Here is a 24,820-nt window from a genome sequence, read left to right as displayed (position 1 = left end):
CCGATCACAGATTGGAATAAAGCGCGATGGCCTCGTCAATATCGCCTTTGACGCTGGCCTCGCCCTTGTCGATCAACAGCGCCATGTCGCAATATTGGCGGATGAAATCAACGCTGTGCGATGCCAGGATCAGCGCGCGGTCGGCCCGTTTGACAAAGATTTCCTCGTGGCATTTGCGCTGAAAATTCTGGTCGCCCACCATGATGACCTCATCGATCAGATAGCAGTCGAATTCGATCGCCAGGCTGAGCGCAAAGGCAAGGCGTGCGCGCATCCCCGAGGAATAGGTTTTGACCGGCATCGCCAATTGCCGCCCCAACTCGGTAAAATCCTCGATGAAATCCTGAATATCGCGATAGTTGCGGCCATAGATGCGCGCGATGAAGCGGGCATTGTCATAGCCGGTCAGGCTGCCCTGAAACCCGCCGCCAAAGCCCAGCGGCCATGACACCGTCATCTTGCGCTCGATCCGCCCGGCATTGGGCAATTCCACCCCGCCGATCAACTTGATCAGCGTGGTCTTGCCCGCGCCATTGCGCCCCAGCAGGCCCAGTTTCTGCCCCCGCCCGATTTCCAGATCCACCCCGCCCAGCACGATCTTGCGCCTGTGCCCGGCCGAATAGCTCTTTACGAGGCCACTACAGCGGATCATTCGACCACCATCACGCGGCGCACATGCCGACACAGCATCAGCCCCACCATCAGCACCGGCAGGCACCATGCCGGCGTGTAGACAAAGCTGAAATGGGGATAGACCGCATCACCGAAGACGCCATAACGCATCATCTCCATCGCATGGACCGGCGGCGACCACAGCACCGCCGCCTTCACATCAGGGGCAAGCCATTCGGCCATGAAAAACGCGCCGGAAAAGGGCACCATCAGATAGGTCGTGACCGGCATGACCTTTTCGAGCACCTCGGACATTTCGGATAAAGGCGCGACGATCGTGGCCAGCGTCAGCGTGAAGAGCGCATAATAGGACCAGCCCAGCAGCAGATAGCCAAGATCATGCGGCCACGGAAACTCATCCAGCGCATAAAGCACCGTGGCGATAAACAAATAGGCCATCATATGCCCGATCATCTCGACGAAAAAGCGCACGAGGATGAGGTCAAGGATCTTGACCTGTCGGTGATACATCAGGCTGGAATTGGCCGAAAAGCTGCCCAGGGCGCGCTGCACCGTGCTGCGAAACATCACCAGCGGCAGATAGCCGGTGGCGACAAAGGCGATGATGGAAACGCCATGCTCCTGCGGCCCCTTTTCAAAGCGCCAGAGCAGGCCCACCAGCACCGCAAAGAGCAAAGGCTCGGCCATTACCCAGAGAAAGCCGATATTTTCCCGCCCAAACCGCGTCGTCAATTCGCGGATGATCAGCGCCTGTATCACCCGCGTCTGGATCGCCCAGCCCTGGTGCAATGCTGCCATGGTCAATCCTCCGGCGCATGTTCGAGGATGCCCACGATGAACATCCACGCCACGAAATAGAGGCACAGCGAGGCGCCCAGCACCGTCAGCACGATCTTGAGCCGATGCGGCAGCGCCGGTTCATCGGGCAGCGCGGGATCGACCACGCGTTCAAGGTAATATTGCTGACGCAGCGTTTCGACCCGCGCCTGCTCCAGCGCGGCATTGGCGACATTGAGGTTTTGCGCGGCAAAATCCTGCTCCTGCGCCAGCCGTTCATAGCCCGCCATTTTGGAGGCGATCCCGCCCGATGTGCCCGTCACGCGACCGTTCTGTGCGGCGATGGCGCGGCCGGTCGCGGCCACCCTTTCCTGAAGCGCGGGGATGGCCGGATTGCGCGGCGTGGCCTCGCGCATCTGATCCAGTTGCGCCTGCACCGAGGCCTGCTCGGCCACCAGCCGATTGGCCACCTCCAGCGCGCCCTGCGCCTGACGCGCGGGGTCGATCAGCGCCTCACTGTTGCGATAGGCGCCCAACGCGGCCCGCGCCTTTTGCACCCTTGCCTCAGCGGCACCCACACGGCGCTCGGCCTCGGCCACCTGCTTGCCCTCGGCCCGCGCGTTCAGCACATTGACCAGATCCTCGCCCAGCCCCAGCAATTGCTGGTTCAGATGCTGGGCATCGCCGGGGGCAAAGGCCTTGACCTTCAGCACCACCAGCCCCGTTTCATGGTCCATGCCCACATCGACCATTGTGCTGTAATAGCGGAACAGGCGTTCATGGCCTGGACGGTGCAGCACGCCGGGATAGCGCGCCAGCGCATCCACCCCCGCCTGCCCATACATGGCCGCCACCGCCCCGCCCCGCCCCGGTTCAACGCCGCCAGCGCCGAGCGCGAGCGGATATAATCGATCACCTCATTGGCCTGCTCCTGCCCGCCCGAAAGGCCAGTGGTCTGGATCAGATTAGCCAGTGAGGAGACCTGCGCCGATTTCTGCGCCGGGGCCTTGATGACGAAGCGGCTTTCCGAAACATAGATGTCCGAGGCGAACAGCCCCTCATAGGCCGCCGTGGCCAGCGTGGGCAAAACCACCATCGGCACAATCCAGCGCTGACGCCAGAGCCATTGGGTGCTCAGGTGTGTGCTCAGGATTTTCACATGATGTCTCCCGGCGCGCTCAGCACCATTTGGCCCGCCATTGTTCGACCAGATCGAATTGCCCGCGATAGCGTCGGCATACGTCGGCGCGGTTCAGCACCTGCTGATGGGCCAGCACATCGGGCGTCACGCCCGCCACGGCGGCATCGGGATCAGCGAATAATTGCTGGCCGAAAAGACCATGCCGATGTCGGTCGAGCGATAAAGGCGCCCAATTGCGCAGGGGACAGCAGCCCATGATTGACATGCTCATAGGGCAGCGCCGCACCCAAATCGTCCTGACCGAACAGATCGACCCGAAACCGTACCCCCGCTCATGCAGGATCAGCAGCGCCTCGCGCCCCAGTTCGACCGCGCGGCGCGGCGTGCTGACACGGGCATAAAAGGCGATGCGCGGCGAGTCATGCTCCCCCCTATCGCCCCGATAATAATACATCGGATCATAGGCCAGTTCCTAGGCCCGCGTCCAAAGCCCATAGCGCTCCTCGCACAAGGATTTCAGCCATGCCCCGGCGCAGACCGCCTTGAACCCCATGCGATAGGTCATGTCCGCCACATAGGTGAACGTGCCATGCGTGTGGAACAAAGCCTCATAGTCCTGCACCAGATAAAAGCGCTCCTTCATCAGGCTCATCTGCGCGGCGGGAAATGTCGTCCACATGTCGGTGGCAATCACCAGATCGCCCGAAATCCCCTCCACCTCCTCGGGCAGAAAGCGCACAATCACGCGGTCAATCGGCTGATACCATGCGCGGATATGCTCCCACGCCTGCTTCTCGCCCTGATGCACGCTGGGGTTCTGGATCCAGATCGTCTGGCGATGGCCAAAACTTTCCAGATAGCGGACCATGCGAAAGATCGACATATGCCCGCCCCCACCGGGGCCGAAATCGGGGATGATCCAATGGATGTTCATCGATTGCGGGTTGAAACTGCGCGTCAACGGCGCCAACGGCTGGGCCCGGTTGCGGGCGATGGCGGCAGTGTTATGCACCCATCGGTTGGGCCTTTCGGGATGCACCGGCAGATCGTTCCACCCCGGATCGCCCTTGGCCCGCGCCCGCGCCGGGGCCGCCGCCGCCGTATCGGCCAGCCCGGCCCTCGGCCCCCGGCCCGGCGCGGCGTCCCAGCCGTCGTCCGATCCACAGGTAATGCTCGGCCGGGTCCATGCGCGACATCGCCACATCGGCATAGCGGTCGGCATACCATGCCGCATCGAATTGGCCCGACTGGCGCAATTACCCAACCGTCTCGGACTAAACGATTGTTTGTAATACCATTTTTTTAGCCTCTCACCCGACCCTCGGCCATGCCGAACAGGATATAATGGCGCAGCGGATCATGCCCCTGCGCCGCCACATCGGGATAGCGCGCCAGATAGGCCCGCTCATCAAACAGCCCCGCCTCGGCCACTTTTTTCGCCATCCGCGCGCTTTGCCAGCGCCAGGGCATCATCCACCACCAGCGCGGCCGCCGCGCAGTCACGCGGTATACTTCGCGCAGCCATTCGACCTGCGCGGCGCCGCGCAAGGCCTTCTCGCTCTCGGCCGACAACAGGCCCGACATCGTGGCCAATTCGCCGAAACGCTCGCTCAATTGCTGCTCCAACCGGACCTTCTCGGCCTGCAAAGCCTGTGCATCCTCGACCGCCCGCCCATGCGCCCGCTCCAGTTCGGCCACCTGCTCTTCCAACTGGCGCGCCTGCTCGCCCCATGCCTGTTCGGCCTCGGCATGGCCGGTGGCCATGGCGGCGCGGCTCTGCTCGCTCTCCTGCCAATGGCCCTGCCGGAGCGCAGCCTCACCCTCAGCCTCCTGCAACAGCCGAGCCAGTTCGGTAATTTCGCGGGTAGCCTCGGCCTGATGGTCCTGCGCTGCAGCTTTGGCCTTGCGTGCCTCCTCCGCCCATGCGGCCTGCGCGCCCCGCGCGGCGGCCAGCACCTCGCCCTGATCGGCCAGATCCCCGCGCAGCGCAGTCAGCATTTCGGCCATCGCGCCCACCTGATCCAGTGCGGCGCGCAATTGTTCGGCTTGGTCGTGCAACAGCGCCTGCACGTCGGCCAATTCCCCGGCCAGCTCCAGTCCGCTCTGCTGTTCGATCTCCAGCTCGGCGGACAAACGGCCGGCCTGTTCCCGCTCCTGCTCCAGCGCGGTCCGGGCCTGCTCCACCTCATCCTGCCGCCAGGCCAGCGCGCTTTCGCATTCTCCTATTCGTTGCCGATGTTCCTCCAATGCGGCGCGCAGGGCCTCAACCTCCTGCTCCAGCACCGCCGCGCGGGCCTGCGCCTCCTGCACGCGCTGCTCCTGCAAAGGGGCCTGCGCGCGCAAATGCTCGATCTCACCCGCCATCGCGGCGCGCTCCTCGCCCCCGCGCCCTTCGCTCAGCGCCGCTTCGTCCAACCGCGCCTGCGCCAGTTGATAGGCCCGCGCCAGTTCGGCCAGCCCATCGACCGCCTCCTGCCGCTCTTGCCCGCGCTGGGCCAATTCCTCGGTCAGGGCCTCGACCCGCGCCTCCAGCCCGGCGCGCTGAGCTTGGAGCTCCTCCAGCGCCCGCTGCTGCTGGGCAATCCGGCGCAGCGGCCGCGCAAACCCCGGCCCGGCCTCGTCCAAAGCTGCGCGCACCGCATCCAATTCGCCATAGTCGCAGGCCCTCTCGCCCCCTTGGGCCCAGCCCAGCAGCACGCCATAGGCCCGCCGCACCCATGCCGACACCAACGGATTATCCACCACCGCCCGGTCCGACCGGCGATGATGGCGCAGATCCTGCGAGAGAAAAGCCTCAACCTCCTCGCCCACGCCCAGCGGCACCCGCGGCCATACCACCCCCAGTTCGCGCTCCACCCGGTCGGCCACATGCGCCCACTGGTCCAGCACCTGATCATAGCGGACCACCAGCCGCGCCCGCCCCCGCGTTGCCGCCTCGGCCTCCAGCACATGGCGCAGCCACACCAGCAGCGCGACCTGCGCATCCACACCATCGCGCCGCGCCAGTGAATCGGCCACCTCCAAAGGATTGCGCAACGGCATGACTATCGCCGCCTCCACCCCTTCGCCATCCAGCACATCCAGCCAGAAGCCCGCCAAGCGGCACATGCGCGGGTCCTTCAGCGCAAAGAGCGGCGCATCGCCAAATTCGGCGCGCAGCACATCGCGCGCCCTTTCCACATCGCCCTGATACCCCAAAGAGCGCGGCCACCCGTCATGCACCGGCAGCCAGTCGAACCAGTCGCTCCCGACCTGCGCCAAAATGGCATCGTTAAAGGCGCGCACCGCATCCGATTCCCAATGGCCGGCGGGGTTGGTCGGATTGCCGCCCAGCAGCGTGGCGGGCAATCCCGCGCCCAGCAGCGCAAACACCCGCGTCAGCGCGCTGGTCCCCGAACGATGCATGCCCAGCACCAGCAGCGCCATGCGCCGCGCGCTCGGCCGGGGCGCGTGGCCCTGCTCCGCGCCGGGCTTGCGGGCGCCTCCGTGCAGCAGCACCTCTTCGGGCCGCCGGATCGGGCCGCCCACCTCCGACAAAGGCCGCAGCGCTGTTTCACCCATGGTTTGCGTGGCTATGTTCATAATTGCCTGATCCCTGCCCCGAACCTTGCCGCGCCGGGAGGGCCATTCCCATCCCTTCGCGCCGTGTGTCTTTGGGCTAAAACCGGGCCTTGCCCCGCGCAACAAAGGCTCTATCCATTTCGGCGGCGATTACGCATTCGCCCGCGATTCGATTGCGGCCATCGTTTACTTTCATGACGTTGCCGCCATCCCTGCGCCATCCGTTCACGCAGCAATTGGCGCGTTTCAGATCATCCCATCGGCAATATTCGTGCCCGCCAGATAGGCGCCCAGCCGCTCGCGCATCGCCTCATCCACCGGGCCGCCCTGCGCCAGATGGGCAATCGAAAATTCCGCGCCGGTGCCGATCCGCCCCTCGCGGCTGATGATCCCGGCCCATCCGTCAAACACGCTGCCCATGTCGATCGCCACAGCCCCGCGCCGCGCCGCGCCCGCCACATAGGCCTTGCCCAGCACGCCCGCGCCCACCAGCACCAGATCGCCCGGCCCCAGCCCCTCGATCCGCGCCATCATCCGCGCATAGCCGGTGGGCCAATGTGGCTCGGCCACAATACCCGGAAACCGCGCCTCTCCGCGCAGCAGCCATTGGACGACCGGCACATCGAAATGCGCGGCAAATTGCCCCGCCACATCGCGGCATCCGATCAGCACCAGCCGCCGCGCACCCCGCACCAGCGCGCCCAGCGCCCCCGACCATTGCAGATAGAAATGCAGCGCCATATCGCCAACCACCGGCCGCCGCTCGCCCAGCACCCGCTCCAGATTGGCAAAGACCTCGTGATAGCGCATCGAGATCTGCAACTGGGCGCGGCGGGGGATGGCCAGCACATTGGCCTCGCGCATCGCACGTTCCAGCCCGCGCGCCATCGCGCGCCGGTCATCACCGTCAATCGCCTGATCGCCAAACCAGATGCGCAGGCACAAGGCGATCTCCTCGCCCATATGCGGCGCATCGTGGGACAGCATCGCCCCCTCGCCATCGCCCAGCCGGACCAGTGAAAAGCCGCGCCCCTGCGTCAGCGCGGCCTGCGCAGCCCGCACCACCGGCAACAGGCCGACGCGGGGCCAATCGAGAGTTGTTTCCATCATGGCGCCTGCCTTGACAGAGCCACCCGGCCCCCCGCCAGCACGATTGCCACGCAAATGGAGCCGATATCAGCCAGCCCTGATCAAGCCTTGGGCAAAGCGCCCTCCACTTTGTCCACGGTCGCGCTCACCATCGCCTCGACGCCCTTGTCGGTGGGGTGGATATGATCGGGCAATTGCAGGTCGGCGCGGTTAAAGATGGGCTTGAGGAAAAACGGATCGAGCACGGCATGATGCCGCGCCGCCACGGCGGGAAAGATCCCGTTGAATTCGCGCGCATAATCCGGCCCCATATTGGGCGCGGCCAACATGCCCATCACCACGGTCCTGATCTTGCGCTTTTCCAGTTCGGCCAGAATGGCGTCCAGATTGTCCTTCGTCTGGGCCAGCGGCAACCCGCGCAGCATGTCATTGCCGCCAAGGCTGATGACCACCAGATCGGGCGGCGTCCCCTGCGCCAGCGTGAAATCCAGCCGCGCGCGACCATCCTGCGTGGTATCGCCCGAAACCCCGGCATTGACCACCTGCGCATTGATCCCGCGCGCGCGCAGCGCCGCCTCCAGCCGCACCGGATAGGCCTGTTCGGGGCGCAGACCATATCCGGCAAACAGACTGTCGCCCAGGGCGATGATGCGCACCGGCGGGCCTTGGGGGGCGGGCGCGGCGGCTGCAGAGGCGCTGGGCACAGGCGTGGGCGTCTTGTCTCCGCCGCATCCCGCCAGCATCAAAACCGGCAGCAAAACCGCCGCCATCCCGCCCAAAGCCCTCATCAACCTGCCCTTTCGTGCGGGCCCTCCTTGCCGAATCCGGCCGGGCCACCCATAAACATATCGTGACCCAATCCCCTGACCGCAAGAGCGCGATCCTCGCCCGCAACCTCACTCTCTCTTTGGGGAGCGGCGATGGCGCCACCTCGATCCTCAAAGGCGTCGATCTGACCGTGCCCGATGGTCAGGTCGTTGCGCTGCTCGGCCCGTCGGGTTCGGGCAAATCCTCGCTGATGGCGGTGCTTTCGGGGCTTGAGCGCGCCAGCGGGGGCGAATTGAGCGTGGCGGGCGCGGATTTCATGGGCCTGTCCGAGGATCAACTGGCGCTGGCCCGGCGGGGGCGGATCGGGGTGGTGCTTCAGGCGTTTCACCTGCTGCCCACCATGACGGCGCAGGAAAATGTGATGACCGCGCTCGAATTGGCGGGCGTGGCCGATGCGGGGCCCCGCGCCGCCGAGGAACTCAAAGCCGTGGGCCTTGGCCACCGGCTGCACCATTATCCATCCCAGCTTTCGGGCGGCGAGCAACAGCGCGTGGCGATCGCCCGCGCTCTGGCCCCACGCCCGGCGCTGCTCTTTGCCGACGAACCGACCGGCAATCTGGACGGCGCGACCGGGGCGGCGATCATCGACCTCATTTTGAACCGCCGCGCCGAAACCGGGGCCACGCTGGTCATCATCACCCATGACGAGGCGCTGGCGCAAAAGGCGCAGCGGATCATTCGTATTGCCGACGGGCGCATAGAATCAGACACATATCCATCCGATACCTATGCTTCGGACAAATACGCGTCGGGCGAAATGGCGTGAACTGGGCCTCGGCGTGGCGCATTGCGCGGCGGGAATTGTCGGCGCGGTTTCGCGGGCTTCGCTTGCTGCTCGCCTGCCTGTTTCTGGGCGTCGGCGCGCTGGCCGCGATCGGTTCGCTGACCAAGGCGATCAATGAGGGGCTGGCCGCCAAGGGACGCCAGATCCTGGGCGGCGATGTGCAGATCACGGTCTGGCAGCGCCCGATTTCCGCCGAGGAACGCGCCGCGCTGGCCCGCTACGGCCGCCTTTCCGATGGTCAGCGGCTGCAGGCGATGGCCTCGAATGGGGATACCACCGCTCCGGTCCAGTTAAAGGCGGTCGATGCGCTCTGGCCGATGGTCGGGCGGCTGGAACTGGCCGATGGGCGGCATGTAGGCGCCCCGGCGGCGGGCACGGCATGGATCGCGCGCGGGGCGGCCGAAAGGCTGGGCATCAAGCCGGGCGACAGCTTCACCATCGCGGGCAAGCCCCTGCGCGTGGGCGGGATCATCGCGGTCGAACCCGATGGGCTTGGCGAAGGTTTCGCGCTGGGGCCGACGGTGATCGTGCCCATGGGCTTTCCCGATGGCGCTGGGCTGACCGCACCGGGGGCGATGTATCGCAGCCGTTTGCGCATGGATTGCGCCGGGGCCTGCGATGCCGCCGCAATTGCCGAAGGGCTGACCAAGCGTTTCCCGGAAAACGGGCTTGATGTCCGCACCCGCGACAAAGCCTCGCCCGGCACCGAGACTTTCATCGCGCGCATGGGCGATTTCCTTGTGCTGGTGGGACTGGCCGCGCTGCTGATCGCCGGCATCGGCATTGGCGGGGGCACCGCCTCCTATCTGGAGGCGCGGCGCGGGGTGATCGCGACGCTCAAAGTGATGGGCGCGACCAGCGGCGATATTGCCCGGATCTATGTGTTGCAGATTGCGGCGGCGGCGGGGGTTGGCGCTTTTGCGGGCCTGATGGCCGGGGTGGCGGTGCTGCCCTTGGTGGTGAAAGCCTTGGCGGGCGTCTTGCCGGTGGTGGATGGCTTTGTGCTGGCGCCATGGGCGCTGGCGCGCGCCGCGCTGTGGGGCCTGCTGGTGGCGCTGGTCTTTGCGGCCGGGCCTTTGCTGGCGGCGCGGACCTATCCGGCCATGGCGCTGCTGCGCGCGCGGGTCGCCCCTGTCTCGGGGCGGCAGAGCTGGCGCTGGGTGGGCGCGGGGTTGGCCGGGATTATCGCTCTGGCCTTTCTGGGCGATGGGTCGGCCAAGACGACCGCGATCTTCCTTGGCGGGGCGGCGGGGGCCTTTGTGCTGCTTTCCGCGCTGGGCTGGGGTCTGGCACGGATGGCCGCGCATCTGCCCCGCCCGCGCAGTCCGATCCTGCGCCTTGCGCTGAGCAATATTCACCGCCCCGGCAATCAGACCGCGCGGCTGGTGACGGCGCTGGGCTTTGGGTTGACGGCCTTTGTCGTGCTGGCCGTGGTGCAGACCAGTCTGGACGCCAATATTGCCGCGCGCGTGCCGCAAAAGGCGCCCGATTATTTCGCCATCGACCTGCAACCGGGCGATGAGGCCGGTTTCCGCGCCACCGTGGCCGGGGCTGCGCCGGGGGCCAAGGTACGCACGGTGCCGACGCTGCGCGGGGCAATTCTGGCCTATGGCCCGGCGGGCGCGCAGACCCGCGTGGCCGATATGAAGGATATCCCCGAGGACGCATGGCAATTGAAAGGCGAGCGGGGGCTGACCTTTGCGCAGGACGTGCCCGAGGGCAATGTCATCACCGATGGCGCATGGTGGCCGCGCGATTATCAGGGCGAACCGCTGGTTTCGGTCGATGAAAAGCTGGCGAAATCGACCGGGCTGAAAGTGGGCGACAGTGTGACAGTCGGCCTGCTGGGCGTGGAGCGGACCGCCAAGGTGGCCTCCTTGCGGCGGATCGACTGGGATTCCTTCGGGTTCAATTATGTGCTGGTGTTTTCGCCCAATGCGCTGGCGGGCGCGCCCTTCAAGCTGGCCGCCACGATCAGCCTGTCGGACAAGCGCGAGCATGGCTTGCTGCGGGCGCTGACGCGGGCCTATCCCACCGCCTCGGTGGTCGAGGTTGGGCCGCTGCTGCGCGATGCGCGGGGCCTGCTGGGGCAGATGAGCGCGGCGATCCTGTCGGCGGCGGGCGTCGCGGTGCTGGCGGGGGTGGCGGTGCTGCTGGGCGCGATTGCGGCGGCGCGGGCCTCGCGCGCCTATGACAACACGATCCTGCGCGTGCTGGGCGCGGGGCAGCGGCAGTTGCTGGGGCTGCTGCTGGCCGAATATGGCGTGCTGGCCGGCTTGCTGGCGCTGGTCGCGCTGGCGCTGGGCACGGGGCTTGGCTGGCTGATCGTGGTTCAGCTTTTCAGCTTCGATTTCCTGCCGTCATGGACCTATGTGCTGGGCGTGCTGGGGGGCGGGCTGGCGCTGGTGCTGGGTTTTGCGCTGGGCGGGTCGCTGCCTTTGCTGCGCACCCGCCCGGCCGAGGCGCTCAGGGAGCTTTAGGGAGAGCTTTAACGGAACACATCCGCCATGCCGCGGCCGCGTGGATCATCGCCATAGCGGTTGCGGCCATAGGTACCGTCGAGGCAGAAGAAGATCAGCAGCACGAACCAGCCGACAAAAGGCACCAGCCACACCAGCAGCCACCAGCCCGACCGGTCAATATCATGCAGCCGCCGGATGCTGACCGTATAGCTGGGGATCAGGGTGAACAGGGCGATCAGGCCGACAAGGAACTGGCCCGTCAGGCTGGTCTGGGTGCCCCAATAGAAATTCATGCCGTTGGTATAGGACACCGGCGCACCAAACAGCGCCATGATCGCCCCGTTCACCACCCACAAGGCGATGAAATAGAGCCAGAACTCACGCCTTTGCGAACGGCCCGAAATCTCGAAATAGCGCCGCAGCGGCAGAAACATCCAATGCATTATTCAAACACACCCGCATAAGTGGGATCGAGCGGATCGGCCCCATATTTGTTGGCACCGACCGTACCCTTGCGCGCCATCATCACAAGCTGGACGATGGGAAGGATCCCGCCAATGTAGGGCACTTGTTCAAGAACGGCAAACACCAGCACCAGCCAGCCGGTCAGGTTCTGATCGTGAAAGCGGCGTACGGTCACGGCAATGGCGGGAATAAGGCTGGCCAGCACGAACAGCGCCAGCAGACCGCCGGAAACCAGGACGCTGGTACTGCGCATCATATCCTGAAAGGCCAGAGCGCCTGAAACCCTGTTGTCGAGCATGGCCTGCCAGGGCATTTGCGCCGCGATAATTCCGCCCAAAACGACATAGACGAGGAACATGAACAGGGCGAACATCCAATATTCCTTGCGGCTGGACCGCCCGGAAAATTCAAAATAACGCCTGTAAGGCAAAAACATCCATTCCATGCATATCCCCCCGGTACGAACTTACGCTCATTCTTACCGAAGGCATCACATTTCTGTCCGGCTGCCAAGGGCTATCCCATAGGTCTGCCCAATAAAAGGGGCTGCGTCCAAAGTCGCGGCCCCTTTTATTGGCGTTCAGAACTTGGCCAGCGCGGCCACGCCAAAAGTGCGCGGCGTGTTGACATAGCCCGAGATCGAACCCGATTGCGCCGGGCTGTCAAAGATCACCGTGATATAGCGATTGTCGGTCAGATTGCGGCCCCACACGCTCAGCTCGAATTTCTTCGAAAGCTGCCATGTGGCCGAGGCGTCCACTTCGGACACGGTACGCTTGAACGGGCGCGCCGCGTCCAGCCCGGTCTGATAGGAAATGATCGCCCCGGTCAGCGGGTTCTTGGTGATGAAACCGGGCATGCCGTCCTGATTCTGCACCGGCGATTCGTAATGCCAGTTGCCGCGCAGGATGATGTGCTGCTCGCCCCCGATCGGCTTGTCCCATGTGGCCGACATGGTGGTGGAAAGCGGCGCGATGCCCGCAGGCGTCACGCCCGAAATGTCGCCAAAGCTGGAATTGGTGAAGCGGTTATATTTGGGCACCAGATAGGTGACGGCGGCGGCCAGCGTCAGTTCGGGTGTGGGGCGCACCGATCCTTCAAACTCGAAACCATAGACCGATTCCTTGTCCGCATTGAGCAGGTCGAAACCGATGCCGGTAAAGATGTTCGACTGGAAATCCTTGATCGACTGATAGAAGGCGGCAAAATTGAGCGTCGCCACCGACCAGTTGGCCTTCATCCCCACTTCATAGACGGTGGATTTTTCCGGCCGGGCAAAGCGCCCGCCATAGCGCAGATTGGTCGTGGCAAGGCCGCTGGCCGCAATCGCGGCGGCGTCGCTCAAGGCCGGGCGGCTGTCGCGCGACAGGTTGATCGAGCTGGCCTTGAACCCCGTGCCGATGCTGGCATAGAAATTCATATGCTTGCTGGCCTCATAGGCCACGCGCGCGGTGAAGGACAGGTTGCCGTCATTGGTCCGTCCCGGCTCAACCGCATTGGGCACATTGAGGAAAGGCGGCATGAATTGCAGCGCCCGCAGCGCCAGCAATTGCGCGGTCTGGTTGGACACGCCCGTCACCACCGAATTATAGGCGGTGGGGTTGGCGCCGGCAAAAGCGGCGATCTGGGCCGGAGAGGCAAAGCCGCCCGGCACGGAAAGCAGGCCGCCGATGGTCTGCGAAATGCCCGCATTGGTGGCCGCCGCGCGCATCGCGTTCAGGTCGATGCCGGAAAACACATCGCTCGACACCACGCCGGTGGCGTAATGCTTGTTGTCCTTGGTATAGTTCAACCCGCCCGTCAGCGTCACGCGCGGCGCGATCTTCCAGTCCATCTGGCCAAAGATCGAGATCGCCTCATTGGCAAGATGATAGGCCTCCGACAAGCCGGTGCCCTGTTTGAAGAACTGACCGGTATATTTGGCCGGATTGCCCTGAAGCGTGCCGAAAGTACCCTCCAGCGAAGCGACGTTGAGCGTGTTGGCGCTGGCGCCGCGAATCAGCAGGTCGGCATAGGAGCGCATTTGCGAACCATAGAGCAGCGCGCCGGTCTGGTTGATCTTCTCATTGAAATAATAGGCGCCCAGCAACAGGTTCACCTTCTCGCCCAGCTTGGCGGTGGCGCGCAATTCCTGGGTAAAGGTGTTGATGCGCACATTGGCGCTGTTTTGCCCCAACAGGTCGGCGGAGGTGAAGTCGCTGTCCTGATTGTTGTAATTGGTGTTGTGGCGATAGGCGGTGATCGAGGTCAGCTTTACCCCATGGATTTCATGGTCAATCTGGGCCGAAAAGCCATAGTCGCGGATGCGGTTGGTCGAGGCGAAATTGTTATAGACATCGCTATAGGGATTGGCGGGCGCATTAACCTTGCCGCCCACCGCCTGAATCGCCGCCGTGCTCGAGGACGAGAGCAGGTTGACCACCGCGCAGCAGGTTTCGTTGATCTGCGAATAATCGGCGATGATCCGCACGCGCGGCCCGTTGTCGGGCACCCACAGCAATTGCCCGCGCGCAAACCAGCGGTTGCGATTGTTGGTGTTGCCGCCCGTGGCGCCATCGTGGACAAAGCCATCGCGGCGATTGTATCCGCCCGCAACGCTCACAGCCACCGTGTCGCTCAAAGGCGTTGTATACATGCCCTTGACCACCAGGGCATTGTAATTGCCATAGGAAACCTCGGCGCTGCCGCCCGGCTTGAACTGCGGCTCCATCGTGGAGATCGAGACGACGCCCGCGCTGGCATTCTTGCCAAACAGCGTCGATTGCGGGCCGCGCAGCACCTCGACACGCTTTACATCGGGAAAATCGGCGATCTGGGCCGCGCTGCGCGAACGATAGACACCGTCGATGAAGACGCCCACGCTGGGCTCGATCCCGGCGTTGTTGGCGCCATTGCCAAAGCCGCGGATCAGGAAATCGGTCTGCGCGCTCGACTGGTGTTCCGACACGCGCAGTGATGGCACCACGCTGGTCAGATCCTTGATGTCGCGGATCTTGGCGCGGTTGATGACATCGGCCGTGGTGACCGTCACGGCCACAGGCACCTGCTGCAAGGTCTGCTCGCGCTTGGTGGCGGTGACGACGATCTCATTGTTGACCTGGTCGTCGGCGGCCATGGCCGGAGCGGCCAGAGCCATAGCGAACCCGGCCCCGCCCGCCGCCAGCGCCATGCGGCGGCGCGAGGAAAACGAGACCGGCGTTTTTGCTTTACGCGCGGGCAAGGCCCCCTGCACGCGCAATGCAGATGTCTGGTTCATGAAAACCTCATCCTTCCCACGAACCGGCATGCCAACAAGCCCCCCGCCTGTCGTACCCCCGGTTTCCTTTTTATCGTGCCCTGTGTTATGCCTTGTCGGCATGAGGCTCAATCCTTTAACGATCCATGCCTCGGTTTATCCCACAAATTCTTATCAAAAACGCAAAGACCGCCGCAAAATTCCCATAAGTGGACAATAGCCTTCCGACAGCATCCCTCTTGTCGAGTCTTGCCCAAAGCCGCTGCGTAAGCTAGGGGCGCGCGCATGTTGCGGCGCAACCAAAGCGCCACCCCCAAAACGGGCCTTGCCGCCCGCTGTTGCAGAAAGCCTTTTTGATGTCCGGCCCGCTTCCGCTTCGCAATATCGCGATTATCGCCCACGTTGACCATGGCAAGACCACGCTGGTCGACCAGCTCTTCCGCCAGTCCGGCACGTTCCGCGACAACCAGCGCGTCGAAGAACGCGCGATGGACAGCAACGATCTGGAAAAGGAACGCGGGATCACCATCCTTGCGAAGCCCACCTCGATCGAGTGGAACGGCACCCGCATCAACATCGTCGATACCCCCGGCCACGCCGACTTCGGCGGCGAGGTGGAGCGCATCCTCTCGATGGTCGACGGCGTGATCCTGCTGGTCGACAGCTCGGAAGGCGCGATGCCGCAGACCAAGTTCGTGACCGGCAAGGCGCTGGCGCTGGGCCTCAAGCCCATCGTCGTCGTCAACAAGGTTGACCGTCCCGACGAGCGTATTCAGGAAGTGCTGGACGAAGTGTTCGACCTCTTCGTCTCGCTCGACGCCAATGACGAACAGCTTGATTTCCCTGTTCTTTATGCCTCGGGCCGCAATGGCTATGCCAGCGATGACATGAACCGTCGCGAAGGCACGCTCGAACCCATGTTCCAGCTCATCGTCGATCACGTGCCGCCGCCGGCGCTCGACGTTGACGCACCCTTCACCTTCCTCGTCACCCTGCTCGACCGCGACAACTTCCTCGGCCGCGTGCTGACGGGCCGCGTCACCTCGGGCACGGTCAAGGTCAACCAGCCGATCCACGCGCTGGATATGGACGGCAATGTGATCGAAACCGGTCGCGCCTCCAAGATCCTCTCGTTCCAGGGTCTGGACCGTGTGCCGGTTGAAGAAGCCCGCGCCGGCGACATCATCAGCCTTGCCGGTCTGTCGGTGGCCACGGTGGCCAACACCATCGCCGACACCACGGTGCGCGAACCGATCAAGGCCCAGCCGATCGATCCGCCGACCCTGTCGATGCGCTTTGCGGTGAACGACTCGCCCATGGCCGGCCGCGAAGGCACCAAGGTGACGAGCCGCATGATCCGCGACCGTCTGGAGCGCGAAGCCGAATCGAACGTGGCCATCAAGATCACCGAATCGGCCGACAAGGACAGCTTCGAAGTCGCCGGTCGCGGCGAACTTCAGCTCGGCGTGCTGATCGAAACCATGCGCCGCGAAGGCTTCGAACTGGGCATCAGCCGCCCGCGCGTGCTGTTCGGCACCGATGAAAACGGCAACCGCACCGAACCCTACGAAACCGTTCTGATCGACGTAGACGAGGAATTTGCCGGCACCGTCGTCGAAAAGATGGCCAACCGTAAGGCCGAAATGACCGACATGCGCCCCTCGGGCGGCGGCAAGACCCGCATCAGCTTCGTCGCGCCCTCGCGCGGGCTGATCGGCTATCACGGCGAATTCCTGTCCGACACGCGCGGCACGGGCATCATGAACCGCCTGTTCGACAAGTATGGCCCCTACAAGGGCAAGATCGAAGGCCGCAAGAACGGCGTGCTGATCTCGAACGGCGCCGGTGAAGCCAATGCCTATGCTCTGGGCCCGCTCGAAGAACGCGGCATCCTGTTCGTGGGCGTGGGCGAAGCGCTGTATGAAGGCATGATCATCGGCGAAAACGCCAAGCCCGAAGACCTCGAAGTCAACCCGATGAAGTCGAAGGCCCTCACCAACTTCCGCGCCAGCGGCAAGGACGACGCCGTGCGTCTGACCCCGCCCAAGGTGATGACGCTGGAACAGGCCATCGCCTATATCGACGAAGACGAAATGGTCGAAGTCACCCCCAAGAACATCCGCATCCGCAAGGCGATCCTCGATCCCAACGAGCGCAAAAAAGCCTCGCGCAAGAAGGATTGATCCTTTCGGATCGGTTTTGAAACACGAAAGCCGGGGGCGAAAGTCTCCGGTTTTTTGTTTGGGTTAAGGGAATTCAATGGGCCTCCGGCGGGCAAAGGGCGGGGGCCCTTTGCAATCCCGATAATTATTGAGTGCGCCAAACGGAACAGATTAGCCTAGTGGGAGGTTTACTTTTTTTCAGCCTCCCTAACAGCAGTCCAATATGCTTCTATGTAATGCAAATCGCTTTCGTTCCCTTCAAAATAAAAGTCCCACCCCCCAAGCGGCTGATAAACTTGATCGAAAGATCCACGCTCTTTCCTACCATAGAGACCGTAGAGGCGCCTCAAATCCTTATTAGTCGCCAAACCAGCTTCTAGCTCACGACTGGACAGTGCTCCGCAATGGGCGAATTTTTCTGCAAATTCATTCGCTTGCCTTGCCCATCCTTGATAAAAATTTGTTAAATCAACACCCCCTTTCATCAAGCAACTGAACAATATCTCTGCATCCGTCGCAGCCTTGAAATTCTGGATGATTAGCTTTCGAAGCTCAATGACGCGCCTTCTTTTAAGCCAACCAAACATCTCGAATTTCCTATTCGCCGCTTTACGTTTATGTTCCCAGAATATCTAATACCCAATACATCAACAATCAAAATTAAAAGGATTGCAAAGGGCCCCCGCCCTTTGCCCGCCGGAGGCATCTTTTCAAAACCTGCCTAAATTCCCCTTTCCTACACCCCATCACCTCATTTAAACCCCTCCCCATCCGCTCCCGCCTGTGCGCAAGGGTGGGGTCGGTGTTTCAGGCCGGCGTTTGTGGGCGAGTGGTGCGGGATGTGACCCAAGCCGTGGACCACGCCACACAGCGCCTGACCGATGGATCGGCGGACCGGGACCTAAAATCCCCAAGCCGGTTGGGGCATCATCCGCGAGCCTGGATGTCCCGGCTCCTCCGATCCACGCAAGGCCGTGCCGGGCTGTGAAGCAAAGCGGCTACCCGGCCATTCGCACGAGCACGCGGCCCTCCTGCCCCTCGTATCTGCGGGGCGCCCCAAGCGTCGGCCTGATCTGCCCAAGCCGGCCGGCCCAACCATCCGCATTGGCCAGCGGAGGGGCAAACTCATCCAACCACCGCCTTCCTCTTCATAAACATCGAGCGCATGGGGCTAATCCAAGCCCGGTTGCGCGCCCAGCTCGATCGCCTCCGTTTATGATCCAGTTGGTCCGCCCGAAATTTCCGACAGGCCGCCTATTCCTGAACAATGCCTGCAAAGCGCATCCCGATTCCATTCAGCAAACCAGGCGTAGAAAACGAATCAACGGCGACACGGAGTTTCCCGGAAACTTCCATGAAGCCCAAAGTTCAGAAGAGGTGTACCATGCGCCAGTTCACGAAAAAGACGATCACTGCGGTGGCTCTGGCCGCCAGCGCTTTTGCCAGTTTTGCCGCAACGCCCGCGATGGCCGATCCCTATGGCCGGGGCGGTTATTACGGCGGCCGCCGTGGCGGCGGCGATGCGGTTGCGGCCGGTGTTATCGGCGGCGTGATCGGGCTGGCTCTGGGTGCCGCAATTGCCTCCGACCGTCAGCGCCGCCCGGTCTATGCGCCGGTTTACGCGCCCCCGCCGGTGGCCTATGCCCCGGCCTATGCGCCCGCCCCCGTCTATGTGGTGGACCGCAGCTGGGCCTGGCGCGATGGTTACTATTGGGACCATCACGGCAACCGCTACTATCGCGATGGCCGCCCCTGCGACGATTACGGTCGGCGCGGCTATTATGAAGGCCCCCGCGGCTATTACGAAGGCCGTCGCGGCTGGTAACATCTGACCGAATTGGCGGGGTGCTGACCTTCCCCTTACGCAACCGGCATCCCGCCAGACATCCTCTCCCAGAACCTCGCCGGCAATCCTCTGCAGCATGGCGGGGTAAACCTTGGGGGCGCATGACGGGCATCCTCGGCCTCCTTCGGGATGGTCGCCCGTCATGCGCCCTTTTTGTTTAGGGCCGCCCGTTTTTGTCCCACACCGCGCAGCCTCTCGCCAAAAGGTACAGGCTTCGCTATGGCGCGCTCGATGACACTCCCTTCCAAAACCAGTGATCTGCGCGTTGCCCTGTTCAGCGGCAATTACAACATGGTCACCGATGGCGCGAACAAGGCGCTCAACCGTCTGGTCGCCTATCTTCTGGCGCAGGGCGCGCAGGTGCGCGTCTATTCGCCCACCGTCGATGCGCCCGCTTTCGAACCGGCAGGCGATCTGATCAGCCTGCCCAGCTTTGCCATTCCCGGCCGCGCCGAATATCGGGTGGCCACCGGCCTGCCCCGCGCGGTGCGCCGCGATCTTGAGGCTTTTGCCCCCAATATCGTGCATGTCTCCAGCCCCGACCCTTCGGCCCACCGCGCCGTGACATGGGCGCGCGCGCGCGGCCTGCCCGTACTGGGCAGCGTTCACACGCGCTTTGACACCTATCCGCGCTATTACAACCTGGCCTGGGTCGAACCGATCCTGACGGCCATTCTGCGCCGGTTCTATCGCCGCTGCGACGGGCTGGTGGCGCCTTCGGAATCCATGGCGCAGGTGCTGCGCGAACAGCGGATGAATTACGACATCTCGCTGTGGAGCCGGGGCGTTGACCGCCATATCTTCGACGCATCGCGCCGCGACATGGCATGGCGGCGCAGCCTTGGCATCGAGGATCACGAAGTAGTCGTGGGCCTGTTCAGCCGCCTCGTCATGGAAAAGGGGCTCGATGTCTTTGCCGACACCATTGACCAACTGGTGGCGCGCGGCGTGCCGCACCGGGTGCTGATCGTGGGCGACGGACCGGCGCGCGAATGGTTCGAAAACCGCCTGCCGTCCAACGCCGTTTTTGCCGGTTATCAGGCCGGGACCGACCTTGGCCGCGCGGTGGCCAGCATGGACATCCTGTTCTTCCCCTCGATCACCGAAACCTTCGGCAATGTCACGCTCGAGGCCATGGCCTGCTCGCTGCCGGTGGTCTGCGCCGAAGCGACCGGGTCGGAAAGCCTTGTCGACAACGGCCATTCCGGTCGCCTGATCCGCCCCGGCCATGTCCACGCCTTTGCCCAAGCCGTGCGCGGCTATATCGAGGACGCTGCCCTACGCGCCGCCCATGGCGCGGCAGGCGAGGCGCGCAGCCGGGATTTCTCGTGGGATCGGATCAATCAGTCTGTCGCGGATACTTATCTGCGGTTGATCCGGCAGAAGGCTAGGGTTGGGAAGTAAGAAGGATGATGCGAGGGTCTAGACCCTCGCGCTCCCGTTACTGTCTGCGTTTGCGCCAAAGGTTCGACGTTTGGTGTCGGACGCGGCGTTTGAAATTTTAAAGCCTGCGGCGCCCATTTGCTTGCGCCGCAGGCTTTTATCATCATCCCATCTGCACCACGCCGCAAACCACCCACCACCCCATAACGGGATTGCAAAGGGCCCCCGCCCTTTGCCCGCCGGAGGCATCTTCCTCCACCTGCCTAGGGCAAACCTTCCTTTTCCCCTCATTCCTCCCTACATACCCCCCCATGCCCGACCTTTTCGCCGCCGACGAACCCGCGCCAACACCCCGCGCCATTCCGGCGGGCGCGATTCCCTTGGCCGAACGCCTGCGCCCGACCGAATTGAGCGAGGTGATCGGGCAGGAGCATCTGACAGGCCCCAATGGCGCGATCGGGCGGATGGTGGTGGCGGGCAGCCTGTCGAGCATGATCCTGTGGGGCCCGCCCGGCACCGGCAAGACCAGCATCGCGCGCCTGCTGGCCGCCGCCGTGGGCATGCGTTACGCGGCGATCAGCGCGGTGTTTTCCGGCGTGGCGGATCTCAAACGCATGTTTGCCGAGGCCGAGGGCGCGCTGGCGCTGTCCGGGCGGCGCACGCTGCTGTTTGTGGACGAGATCCATCGTTTCAACCGGGCGCAGCAGGACGGCTTCCTGCCCTATGTCGAACAGGGCGTGGTGACGCTGGTGGGCGCGACGACGGAGAACCCTTCCTTCGCCCTCAACGCCGCTTTGCTCAGCCGCGCGCAGGTATTGATCCTGCACCGCCTCTCGCCCGAGGCGCTGGCCCATCTGCTGGCCCGCGCCGAGGAGGCCGAGGGTGTACCCCTGCCCCTGACGCCGCCTGCGCGCGAGGCGCTGATCGCCAGCGCGGATGGCGATGGCCGCTTCCTGCTGGGTCAGGCCGAAACGCTTTACAACGCGCAGATTGCCGCCCCGCTTGATCAGGCTGAATTGGGGCAATTCCTGCAACGCCGCGTGGCCGTTTATGACAAGGACCGCGACGGCCATTACAATCTGATTTCCGCGCTGCATAAATCTGTGCGCGGGTCCGATCCGCAGGCCGCGCTTTATTATCTGGCGCGGATGCTGACGGCGGGTGAGGATCCGATGTATCTGCTTCGCCGCCTTGTCCGCATGGCTTCGGAAGACATCGGTCTGGCCGATCCGATGGCGCTGCAGCAATGCCTTGCCGCCAAGGATGCCTTTGAATTTCTGGGCAGCCCGGAAGGCGAACTGGCCATCGCACAGGCGTGCCTTTATCTGGCCAGCGCGCCCAAATCGAATGCGGCCTACAAGGGCTGGAAAGAGGCGGCCGCCTCGGCCCGCGCCACAGGGTCGCTGATGCCGCCAGCCAATATCCTGAACGCGCCGACCAAGCTGATGAAGGACATCGGCTATGGCGCGGATTACGCCTATGACCATGACGCGCCCGACGCCTTTTCCGGCGCGAATTACTGGCCCGAAGGCATGGCGCCCCAGCAATTCTACCGCCCGGTCGAGCGCGGTTTCGAGCGCGAGATCCTCAAGCGTCTGGAATGGTGGGAGCGCAAGAGGCGTGAGCGGGGCGGGTGACGCCGCGCTTCACCCATTTTGCCGCCATCGACTGGTCCGGCGCGGCCGGAGAGCGCCATCGCGGCATTGCCGTGGCGATGATGGCGGCCGAGGATGATGCGCCCCATCTGGTCCGCCCCGGCCATGTCTGGTCGCGGGGCGAGGTGCTGGAATGGCTGGTCGATGAGACGCCGCCGCAAACGATCTTCGGCTTTGATCTGGGCCAGTCACTGCCCTTTGCCGATGCGGGGGCCTTCTTTCCCGGCTGGGCCGACAGCCCGCCCGATGCGCGCAGTCTTTGGGCGATGGTGGAGGCATTCTGCGCCGATGATCCGCATCTGGGCGTATCCGGCTTTGTCGACCACCCCGAAATCGCCCGCCATTTCCGCCGTCATGCGGGGCGGGAGGGCGATCTGTTCGGCGGTGGGCGCGGGCGCTTCCGCGTGACCGAGGCCGCTCAGGCCGTGATGGGGTGCAGCCCGACCAGCAATTTCAACCTCGTGGGCGCAGCGCAGGTGGGCAAGGGATCGCTTTCGGGTATGCGCCTGCTGCACCGCCTGCCGCGCGATATAGCCGTCTGGCCGATGGATGCGGCGGCGGCGGGAGGCAAGGTGGTGGTCGAAATCTATACCACCATCGCCGCCATCGCCGCCGGGCGCCGCGCCCGCGCCAGCAAGATCCGCGATGGCGCTGCGCTGGAGCAGGCGCTGGCTGCGCTGGGCTGTCGGCCGGGTGCCATACCGGACATGATCTCCGACCACGCCGCCGACGCCCTGATCACGGCGGCATGGCTGCGCGGCCATGCCCATCGCGGGGAATTGTGGCGCCCCGCGATAATGAATGACAAAATTGCGCAAACCGAGGGCTGGACCTTCGGCGCGCTTTAAGGCTATGGGGCTGTCGCGCCCAAGGCGGCGCATGTCATGGGCCGGATTAGCACAGCGGTAGTGCAGCGGTTTTGTAAACCGAAGGTCGGGGGTTCGATCCCCTCATCCGGCACCATTGGACCATTCACAGACGTTCATTCCCGTCTGGACAAACCCCAGAAATCAGCCATATTCACCCCATAAGGGGCCGGAGGCGTTCAACCGCGTTCGCAGCCAGCCACTTTGCTTTGGGGGTACATCTGGGGGCATTTCGATATACCCCCTCTCAAGATACCCCCACCAGCCAGAATGGGGAATCAGTCATGGCGCTAACCGATGTCGCAATCCGCAATGCCAAGCCAAAGGATAAACCCTATAAGCTGGGCGATGCGGGCGGCCTTTTTCTCTATGTGACCCCGGCAGGCGGAAAGCTTTGGCGCGTCAAATTCCGGGTAAACGGCAAAGAGAAATTGCTATCGCTGGGCGGATGGCCCGAAATCAGCTTGGCCAACGCGCGCAAAGAACGAGACAAGGCGAAGGAAGCGCTGGCAACTGGCATTGATCCGGCCCGCGACAAGCAGCAAGCCAAGCATCGCGCCAAAGTTGCAGCGGCAAACACCTTTGCTGAAATCGGCGCCGAATATCTCGAAAAGCGCAAGCGCGAGGGGCTTTCAGACAGCACCAGCGGCAAGGCGGACTATTACCTCTCACGCCTCGCCCCTGCCCTTGGCCGCTTACCCATTGGCGACATCACCGCCTCGGACGTTCTGGCCGTGCTGCGCGTCTTTGAGAAACAGGGCAAACACGAGACGGCAAACCGCCTGCTGCAATTGGCCAGCCGCATCTTTCGCTATGCCGTGGCCACCGCCCGCCTAACATCCGACCCAACCCGCGATCTGCGCGGTGCCATCACCACGCCAAAGGTCAAGCATTACGCGGCGATTACCGATGCCGAAGGCGCTGGCAAACTGCTACGCGCCATTGATGGCTATGAAGGCGGCGGCTTAACGCGGCTGGCCATGCAATTGGCTCCGCATGTTTTCGTGCGCCCCGGCGAATTGCGGCAGGCAGAATGGAGCGAAATCGATCTGGACAAGGCAATCTGGATCATCCCTGCCGAAAAGATGAAAATGCGCAAGCCCCATCAAATCCCCTTGTCCCGGCAGGCGGTGGCGCTGCTGCGCGAGGCGGCGGGCCTTACCGGCGCGAAGGGCTATGTTTTCCCATCCGTTCGCACCAACGCCCGCCCGATGAGCGAAAACACGATCAACGCCGGTTTGCGGCGGCTAGGCTATTCCAAAGATGACATGACCGGGCATGGTTTCCGCTCGATGGCGTCAACTCTTCTCAACGAAAGCGGCAATTGGTCGCCCGACGCCATTGAACGCGCCCTTGCTCATTCCGACAGAGACAGCGTGCGCGCCGCCTATCATCGTGGCGCACATTGGCAAGAGCGCGTGGAAATGGCGCAATGGTGGAGTGATTATCTGGATACGTTGCGCAAGAGGGCTGACATGTTGGCCTTTCCTGATCGCGCAGCGGGGTAAAAACGCCCTTGGGGGTAACTGACAAAACTGACGAAACCAACGTGGGGGAACGTCTCCTGCCACGTTGAGCACGTTGTGGGGGAGCGTCCCCGTCAACAGAAAGGATGATGGTTCGGCGGCCAGCCGATGAAGGCTGAGGGGCGCATGGTTCTGCGCTTACCCGAAAGAACTCGCCGCCGATGTGGGAAGCCTGCTACCTCACGACGGCAACGTCAATAACAGAAGCCATGTGTCAATATGTATCAAGTTTGAAGTGGCGACCGCAGTGTCACTTATGAAATCCAGGCTTGGGCGCCGAAGCTCATCAAAAAGGCAGCTCCCCTCTCACGCCCATGTGTGGACGGCTCTCCGTTGGCAAGGGGTTTGGTGAGCGTGTGCACTTGGTGGTCGGTGCGGCCATGTGTCCGGCCTTTAATGCGGCTGTC

The 24,820-nt window shown here is 63.6% G+C and carries 20 protein-coding genes and 1 tRNA gene; 9 read left to right on the top strand and 12 right to left on the bottom strand.

The features are described from left to right. Nucleotides 1-4 precede the first annotated feature (4 nt). The 8 genes from BGP00_RS00475 to BGP00_RS00440 all read right to left on the bottom strand — a co-directional run bounded on the left by BGP00_RS00475 (nucleotide 5) and on the right by BGP00_RS00440 (nucleotide 7,989). The gene (locus BGP00_RS00475) at nucleotides 5-652 is read right to left on the bottom strand and encodes an ATP-binding cassette domain-containing protein (RefSeq protein WP_168602330.1); all 648 of its coding nucleotides are present in this window, start codon (nucleotides 650-652) and stop codon (nucleotides 5-7) included. Beyond that, on the bottom strand, nucleotides 649-1,431 hold the full coding sequence (locus tag BGP00_RS00470) for an ABC transporter permease (protein ID WP_292692594.1): 783 nt from the start codon (nucleotides 1,429-1,431) through the stop codon (nucleotides 649-651). The genes BGP00_RS00475 and BGP00_RS00470 overlap by 4 nt, the downstream gene beginning before the upstream one ends. A gap of 2 nt (nucleotides 1,432-1,433) precedes the next feature. Next, complete coding sequence (locus BGP00_RS00465; RefSeq protein WP_292692591.1) at nucleotides 1,434-2,264, bottom strand: capsule biosynthesis protein; 831 nt, start codon at nucleotides 2,262-2,264, stop codon at nucleotides 1,434-1,436. A gap of 324 nt (nucleotides 2,265-2,588) precedes the next feature. Continuing rightward, entirely contained in the window at nucleotides 2,589-3,005 is a 417-nt protein-coding gene (locus tag BGP00_RS00460) for a hypothetical protein (RefSeq protein WP_292692587.1), read from the bottom strand. 18 nt (nucleotides 3,006-3,023) lie between these two features. Continuing rightward, the gene (locus BGP00_RS00455) at nucleotides 3,024-3,755 is read right to left on the bottom strand and encodes a hypothetical protein (RefSeq protein ID WP_292692584.1); all 732 of its coding nucleotides are present in this window, start codon (nucleotides 3,753-3,755) and stop codon (nucleotides 3,024-3,026) included. Between the two features lie 98 nt (nucleotides 3,756-3,853). Next, complete coding sequence (locus BGP00_RS00450; protein WP_292692581.1) at nucleotides 3,854-6,112, bottom strand: hypothetical protein; 2,259 nt, start codon at nucleotides 6,110-6,112, stop codon at nucleotides 3,854-3,856. Nucleotides 6,113-6,358: 246 nt separating this feature from the next. Then, nucleotides 6,359-7,222, bottom strand: a complete 864-nt coding sequence (locus BGP00_RS00445) for a hypothetical protein (RefSeq protein WP_292692578.1) — start codon at nucleotides 7,220-7,222, stop codon at nucleotides 6,359-6,361. Nucleotides 7,223-7,302: 80 nt separating this feature from the next. Continuing rightward, nucleotides 7,303-7,989 (bottom strand): arylesterase, encoded by a 687-nt coding sequence (locus BGP00_RS00440; RefSeq protein ID WP_292692575.1) that lies wholly within the window; start codon nucleotides 7,987-7,989, stop codon nucleotides 7,303-7,305. 62 nt (nucleotides 7,990-8,051) lie between these two features. On the opposite strand from BGP00_RS00440, the gene BGP00_RS00435 reads away from it, so the two are divergent. Beyond that, nucleotides 8,052-8,795 carry an ATP-binding cassette domain-containing protein gene (locus tag BGP00_RS00435; protein WP_292692572.1) on the top strand — a complete coding sequence of 248 codons (744 nt, stop codon included), beginning with the start codon at nucleotides 8,052-8,054 and terminating at the stop codon, nucleotides 8,793-8,795. After that, nucleotides 8,792-11,293, top strand: a complete 2,502-nt coding sequence (locus tag BGP00_RS00430) for an FtsX-like permease family protein (RefSeq protein ID WP_292692570.1) — start codon at nucleotides 8,792-8,794, stop codon at nucleotides 11,291-11,293. The genes BGP00_RS00435 and BGP00_RS00430 overlap by 4 nt, the downstream gene beginning before the upstream one ends. An 8-nt stretch (nucleotides 11,294-11,301) precedes the next feature. Here BGP00_RS00430 and BGP00_RS00425 read toward each other — a convergent pair whose 3' ends face one another. From BGP00_RS00425 to BGP00_RS00415, 3 genes are all read right to left on the bottom strand, one after another. Continuing rightward, the gene (locus tag BGP00_RS00425; protein WP_246869970.1) at nucleotides 11,302-11,709 is read right to left on the bottom strand and encodes a DUF805 domain-containing protein; all 408 of its coding nucleotides are present in this window, start codon (nucleotides 11,707-11,709) and stop codon (nucleotides 11,302-11,304) included. An 8-nt stretch (nucleotides 11,710-11,717) separates the two neighbouring features. Then, nucleotides 11,718-12,176 carry a DUF805 domain-containing protein gene (locus tag BGP00_RS00420; protein ID WP_292692880.1) on the bottom strand — a complete coding sequence of 153 codons (459 nt, stop codon included), beginning with the start codon at nucleotides 12,174-12,176 and terminating at the stop codon, nucleotides 11,718-11,720. Nucleotides 12,177-12,320: 144 nt separating this feature from the next. Continuing rightward, nucleotides 12,321-14,996, bottom strand: coding sequence for a TonB-dependent receptor (locus BGP00_RS00415; protein ID WP_292692566.1), 2,676 nt, complete (start codon nucleotides 14,994-14,996; stop codon nucleotides 12,321-12,323). Nucleotides 14,997-15,331: 335 nt separating this feature from the next. Here BGP00_RS00415 and typA point away from each other — a divergent pair, with 335 nt between their 5' ends. After that, nucleotides 15,332-17,158 carry a translational GTPase TypA gene (gene typA, locus BGP00_RS00410; protein ID WP_274174009.1) on the top strand — a complete coding sequence of 609 codons (1,827 nt, stop codon included), beginning with the start codon at nucleotides 15,332-15,334 and terminating at the stop codon, nucleotides 17,156-17,158. Between the two features lie 167 nt (nucleotides 17,159-17,325). Here typA and BGP00_RS00405 read toward each other — a convergent pair whose 3' ends face one another. Then, a complete protein-coding gene (locus BGP00_RS00405) occupies nucleotides 17,326-17,724 on the bottom strand; it encodes a hypothetical protein (protein ID WP_292692560.1) in 399 nt (132 codons plus the stop codon). Nucleotides 17,725-18,521: 797 nt separating this feature from the next. Between BGP00_RS00405 and BGP00_RS00400 the strand changes: the two genes are divergently transcribed. The 6 genes from BGP00_RS00400 to BGP00_RS00375 all read left to right on the top strand — a co-directional run bounded on the left by BGP00_RS00400 (nucleotide 18,522) and on the right by BGP00_RS00375 (nucleotide 24,395). After that, complete coding sequence (locus tag BGP00_RS00400; protein WP_168602316.1) at nucleotides 18,522-18,962, top strand: hypothetical protein; 441 nt, start codon at nucleotides 18,522-18,524, stop codon at nucleotides 18,960-18,962. A 252-nt stretch (nucleotides 18,963-19,214) separates the two neighbouring features. Further along, nucleotides 19,215-20,387, top strand: coding sequence for a glycosyltransferase family 1 protein (locus tag BGP00_RS00395; protein ID WP_246869968.1), 1,173 nt, complete (start codon nucleotides 19,215-19,217; stop codon nucleotides 20,385-20,387). Nucleotides 20,388-20,677: 290 nt separating this feature from the next. Then, nucleotides 20,678-22,003 (top strand): replication-associated recombination protein A, encoded by a 1,326-nt coding sequence (locus BGP00_RS00390; protein ID WP_292692555.1) that lies wholly within the window; start codon nucleotides 20,678-20,680, stop codon nucleotides 22,001-22,003. Next, nucleotides 22,000-22,869, top strand: a complete 870-nt coding sequence (locus tag BGP00_RS00385; RefSeq protein ID WP_292692553.1) for a hypothetical protein — start codon at nucleotides 22,000-22,002, stop codon at nucleotides 22,867-22,869. Before BGP00_RS00390 ends, BGP00_RS00385 begins: the two co-directional genes overlap by 4 nt. 40 nt (nucleotides 22,870-22,909) lie before the next feature. Beyond that, a tRNA-Thr gene (locus BGP00_RS00380) sits at nucleotides 22,910-22,984 on the top strand. Between the two features lie 187 nt (nucleotides 22,985-23,171). After that, on the top strand, nucleotides 23,172-24,395 hold the full coding sequence (locus tag BGP00_RS00375) for an integrase arm-type DNA-binding domain-containing protein (protein WP_292692550.1): 1,224 nt from the start codon (nucleotides 23,172-23,174) through the stop codon (nucleotides 24,393-24,395). Nucleotides 24,396-24,820 lie beyond the last annotated feature (425 nt).

The sequence above is a fragment of the Novosphingobium sp. 63-713 genome (genome assembly GCF_001898925.1).
In the GTDB taxonomy this organism is placed as follows: Bacteria; Pseudomonadota; Alphaproteobacteria; order Sphingomonadales; family Sphingomonadaceae; genus Novosphingobium.
The sequence above is the reverse complement of the archived record's forward strand: the minus strand, read 5'-3'. Positions and strand labels throughout refer to the sequence as shown.

Coding starts and splice junctions, on each gene's coding strand:
- BGP00_RS00475 (WP_168602330.1), bottom strand. CDS start 652: ATGATCCGCTGTAGTGGCCTCGTAAAGAGCTATTCGGCCGGGCACAGG.
- BGP00_RS00470 (WP_292692594.1), bottom strand. CDS start 1,431: ATGGCAGCATTGCACCAGGGCTGGGCGATCCAGACGCGGGTGATACAG.
- BGP00_RS00460 (WP_292692587.1), bottom strand. CDS start 3,005: ATGTATTATTATCGGGGCGATAGGGGGGAGCATGACTCGCCGCGCATC.
- BGP00_RS00455 (WP_292692584.1), bottom strand. CDS start 3,755: ATGTGGCGATGTCGCGCATGGACCCGGCCGAGCATTACCTGTGGATCG.
- BGP00_RS00450 (WP_292692581.1), bottom strand. CDS start 6,112: ATGGGTGAAACAGCGCTGCGGCCTTTGTCGGAGGTGGGCGGCCCGATC.
- BGP00_RS00445 (WP_292692578.1), bottom strand. CDS start 7,222: ATGATGGAAACAACTCTCGATTGGCCCCGCGTCGGCCTGTTGCCGGTG.
- BGP00_RS00440 (WP_292692575.1), bottom strand. CDS start 7,989: ATGAGGGCTTTGGGCGGGATGGCGGCGGTTTTGCTGCCGGTTTTGATG.
- BGP00_RS00425 (WP_246869970.1), bottom strand. CDS start 11,709: ATGTTTCTGCCGCTGCGGCGCTATTTCGAGATTTCGGGCCGTTCGCAA.
- BGP00_RS00420 (WP_292692880.1), bottom strand. CDS start 12,176: ATGTTTTTGCCTTACAGGCGTTATTTTGAATTTTCCGGGCGGTCCAGC.
- BGP00_RS00415 (WP_292692566.1), bottom strand. CDS start 14,996: ATGAACCAGACATCTGCATTGCGCGTGCAGGGGGCCTTGCCCGCGCGT.
- typA (WP_274174009.1), top strand. CDS start 15,332: ATGTCCGGCCCGCTTCCGCTTCGCAATATCGCGATTATCGCCCACGTT.
- BGP00_RS00405 (WP_292692560.1), bottom strand. CDS start 17,724: ATGTTTGGTTGGCTTAAAAGAAGGCGCGTCATTGAGCTTCGAAAGCTA.
- BGP00_RS00400 (WP_168602316.1), top strand. CDS start 18,522: ATGCGCCAGTTCACGAAAAAGACGATCACTGCGGTGGCTCTGGCCGCC.
- BGP00_RS00395 (WP_246869968.1), top strand. CDS start 19,215: ATGACACTCCCTTCCAAAACCAGTGATCTGCGCGTTGCCCTGTTCAGC.
- BGP00_RS00390 (WP_292692555.1), top strand. CDS start 20,678: ATGCCCGACCTTTTCGCCGCCGACGAACCCGCGCCAACACCCCGCGCC.
- BGP00_RS00375 (WP_292692550.1), top strand. CDS start 23,172: ATGGCGCTAACCGATGTCGCAATCCGCAATGCCAAGCCAAAGGATAAA.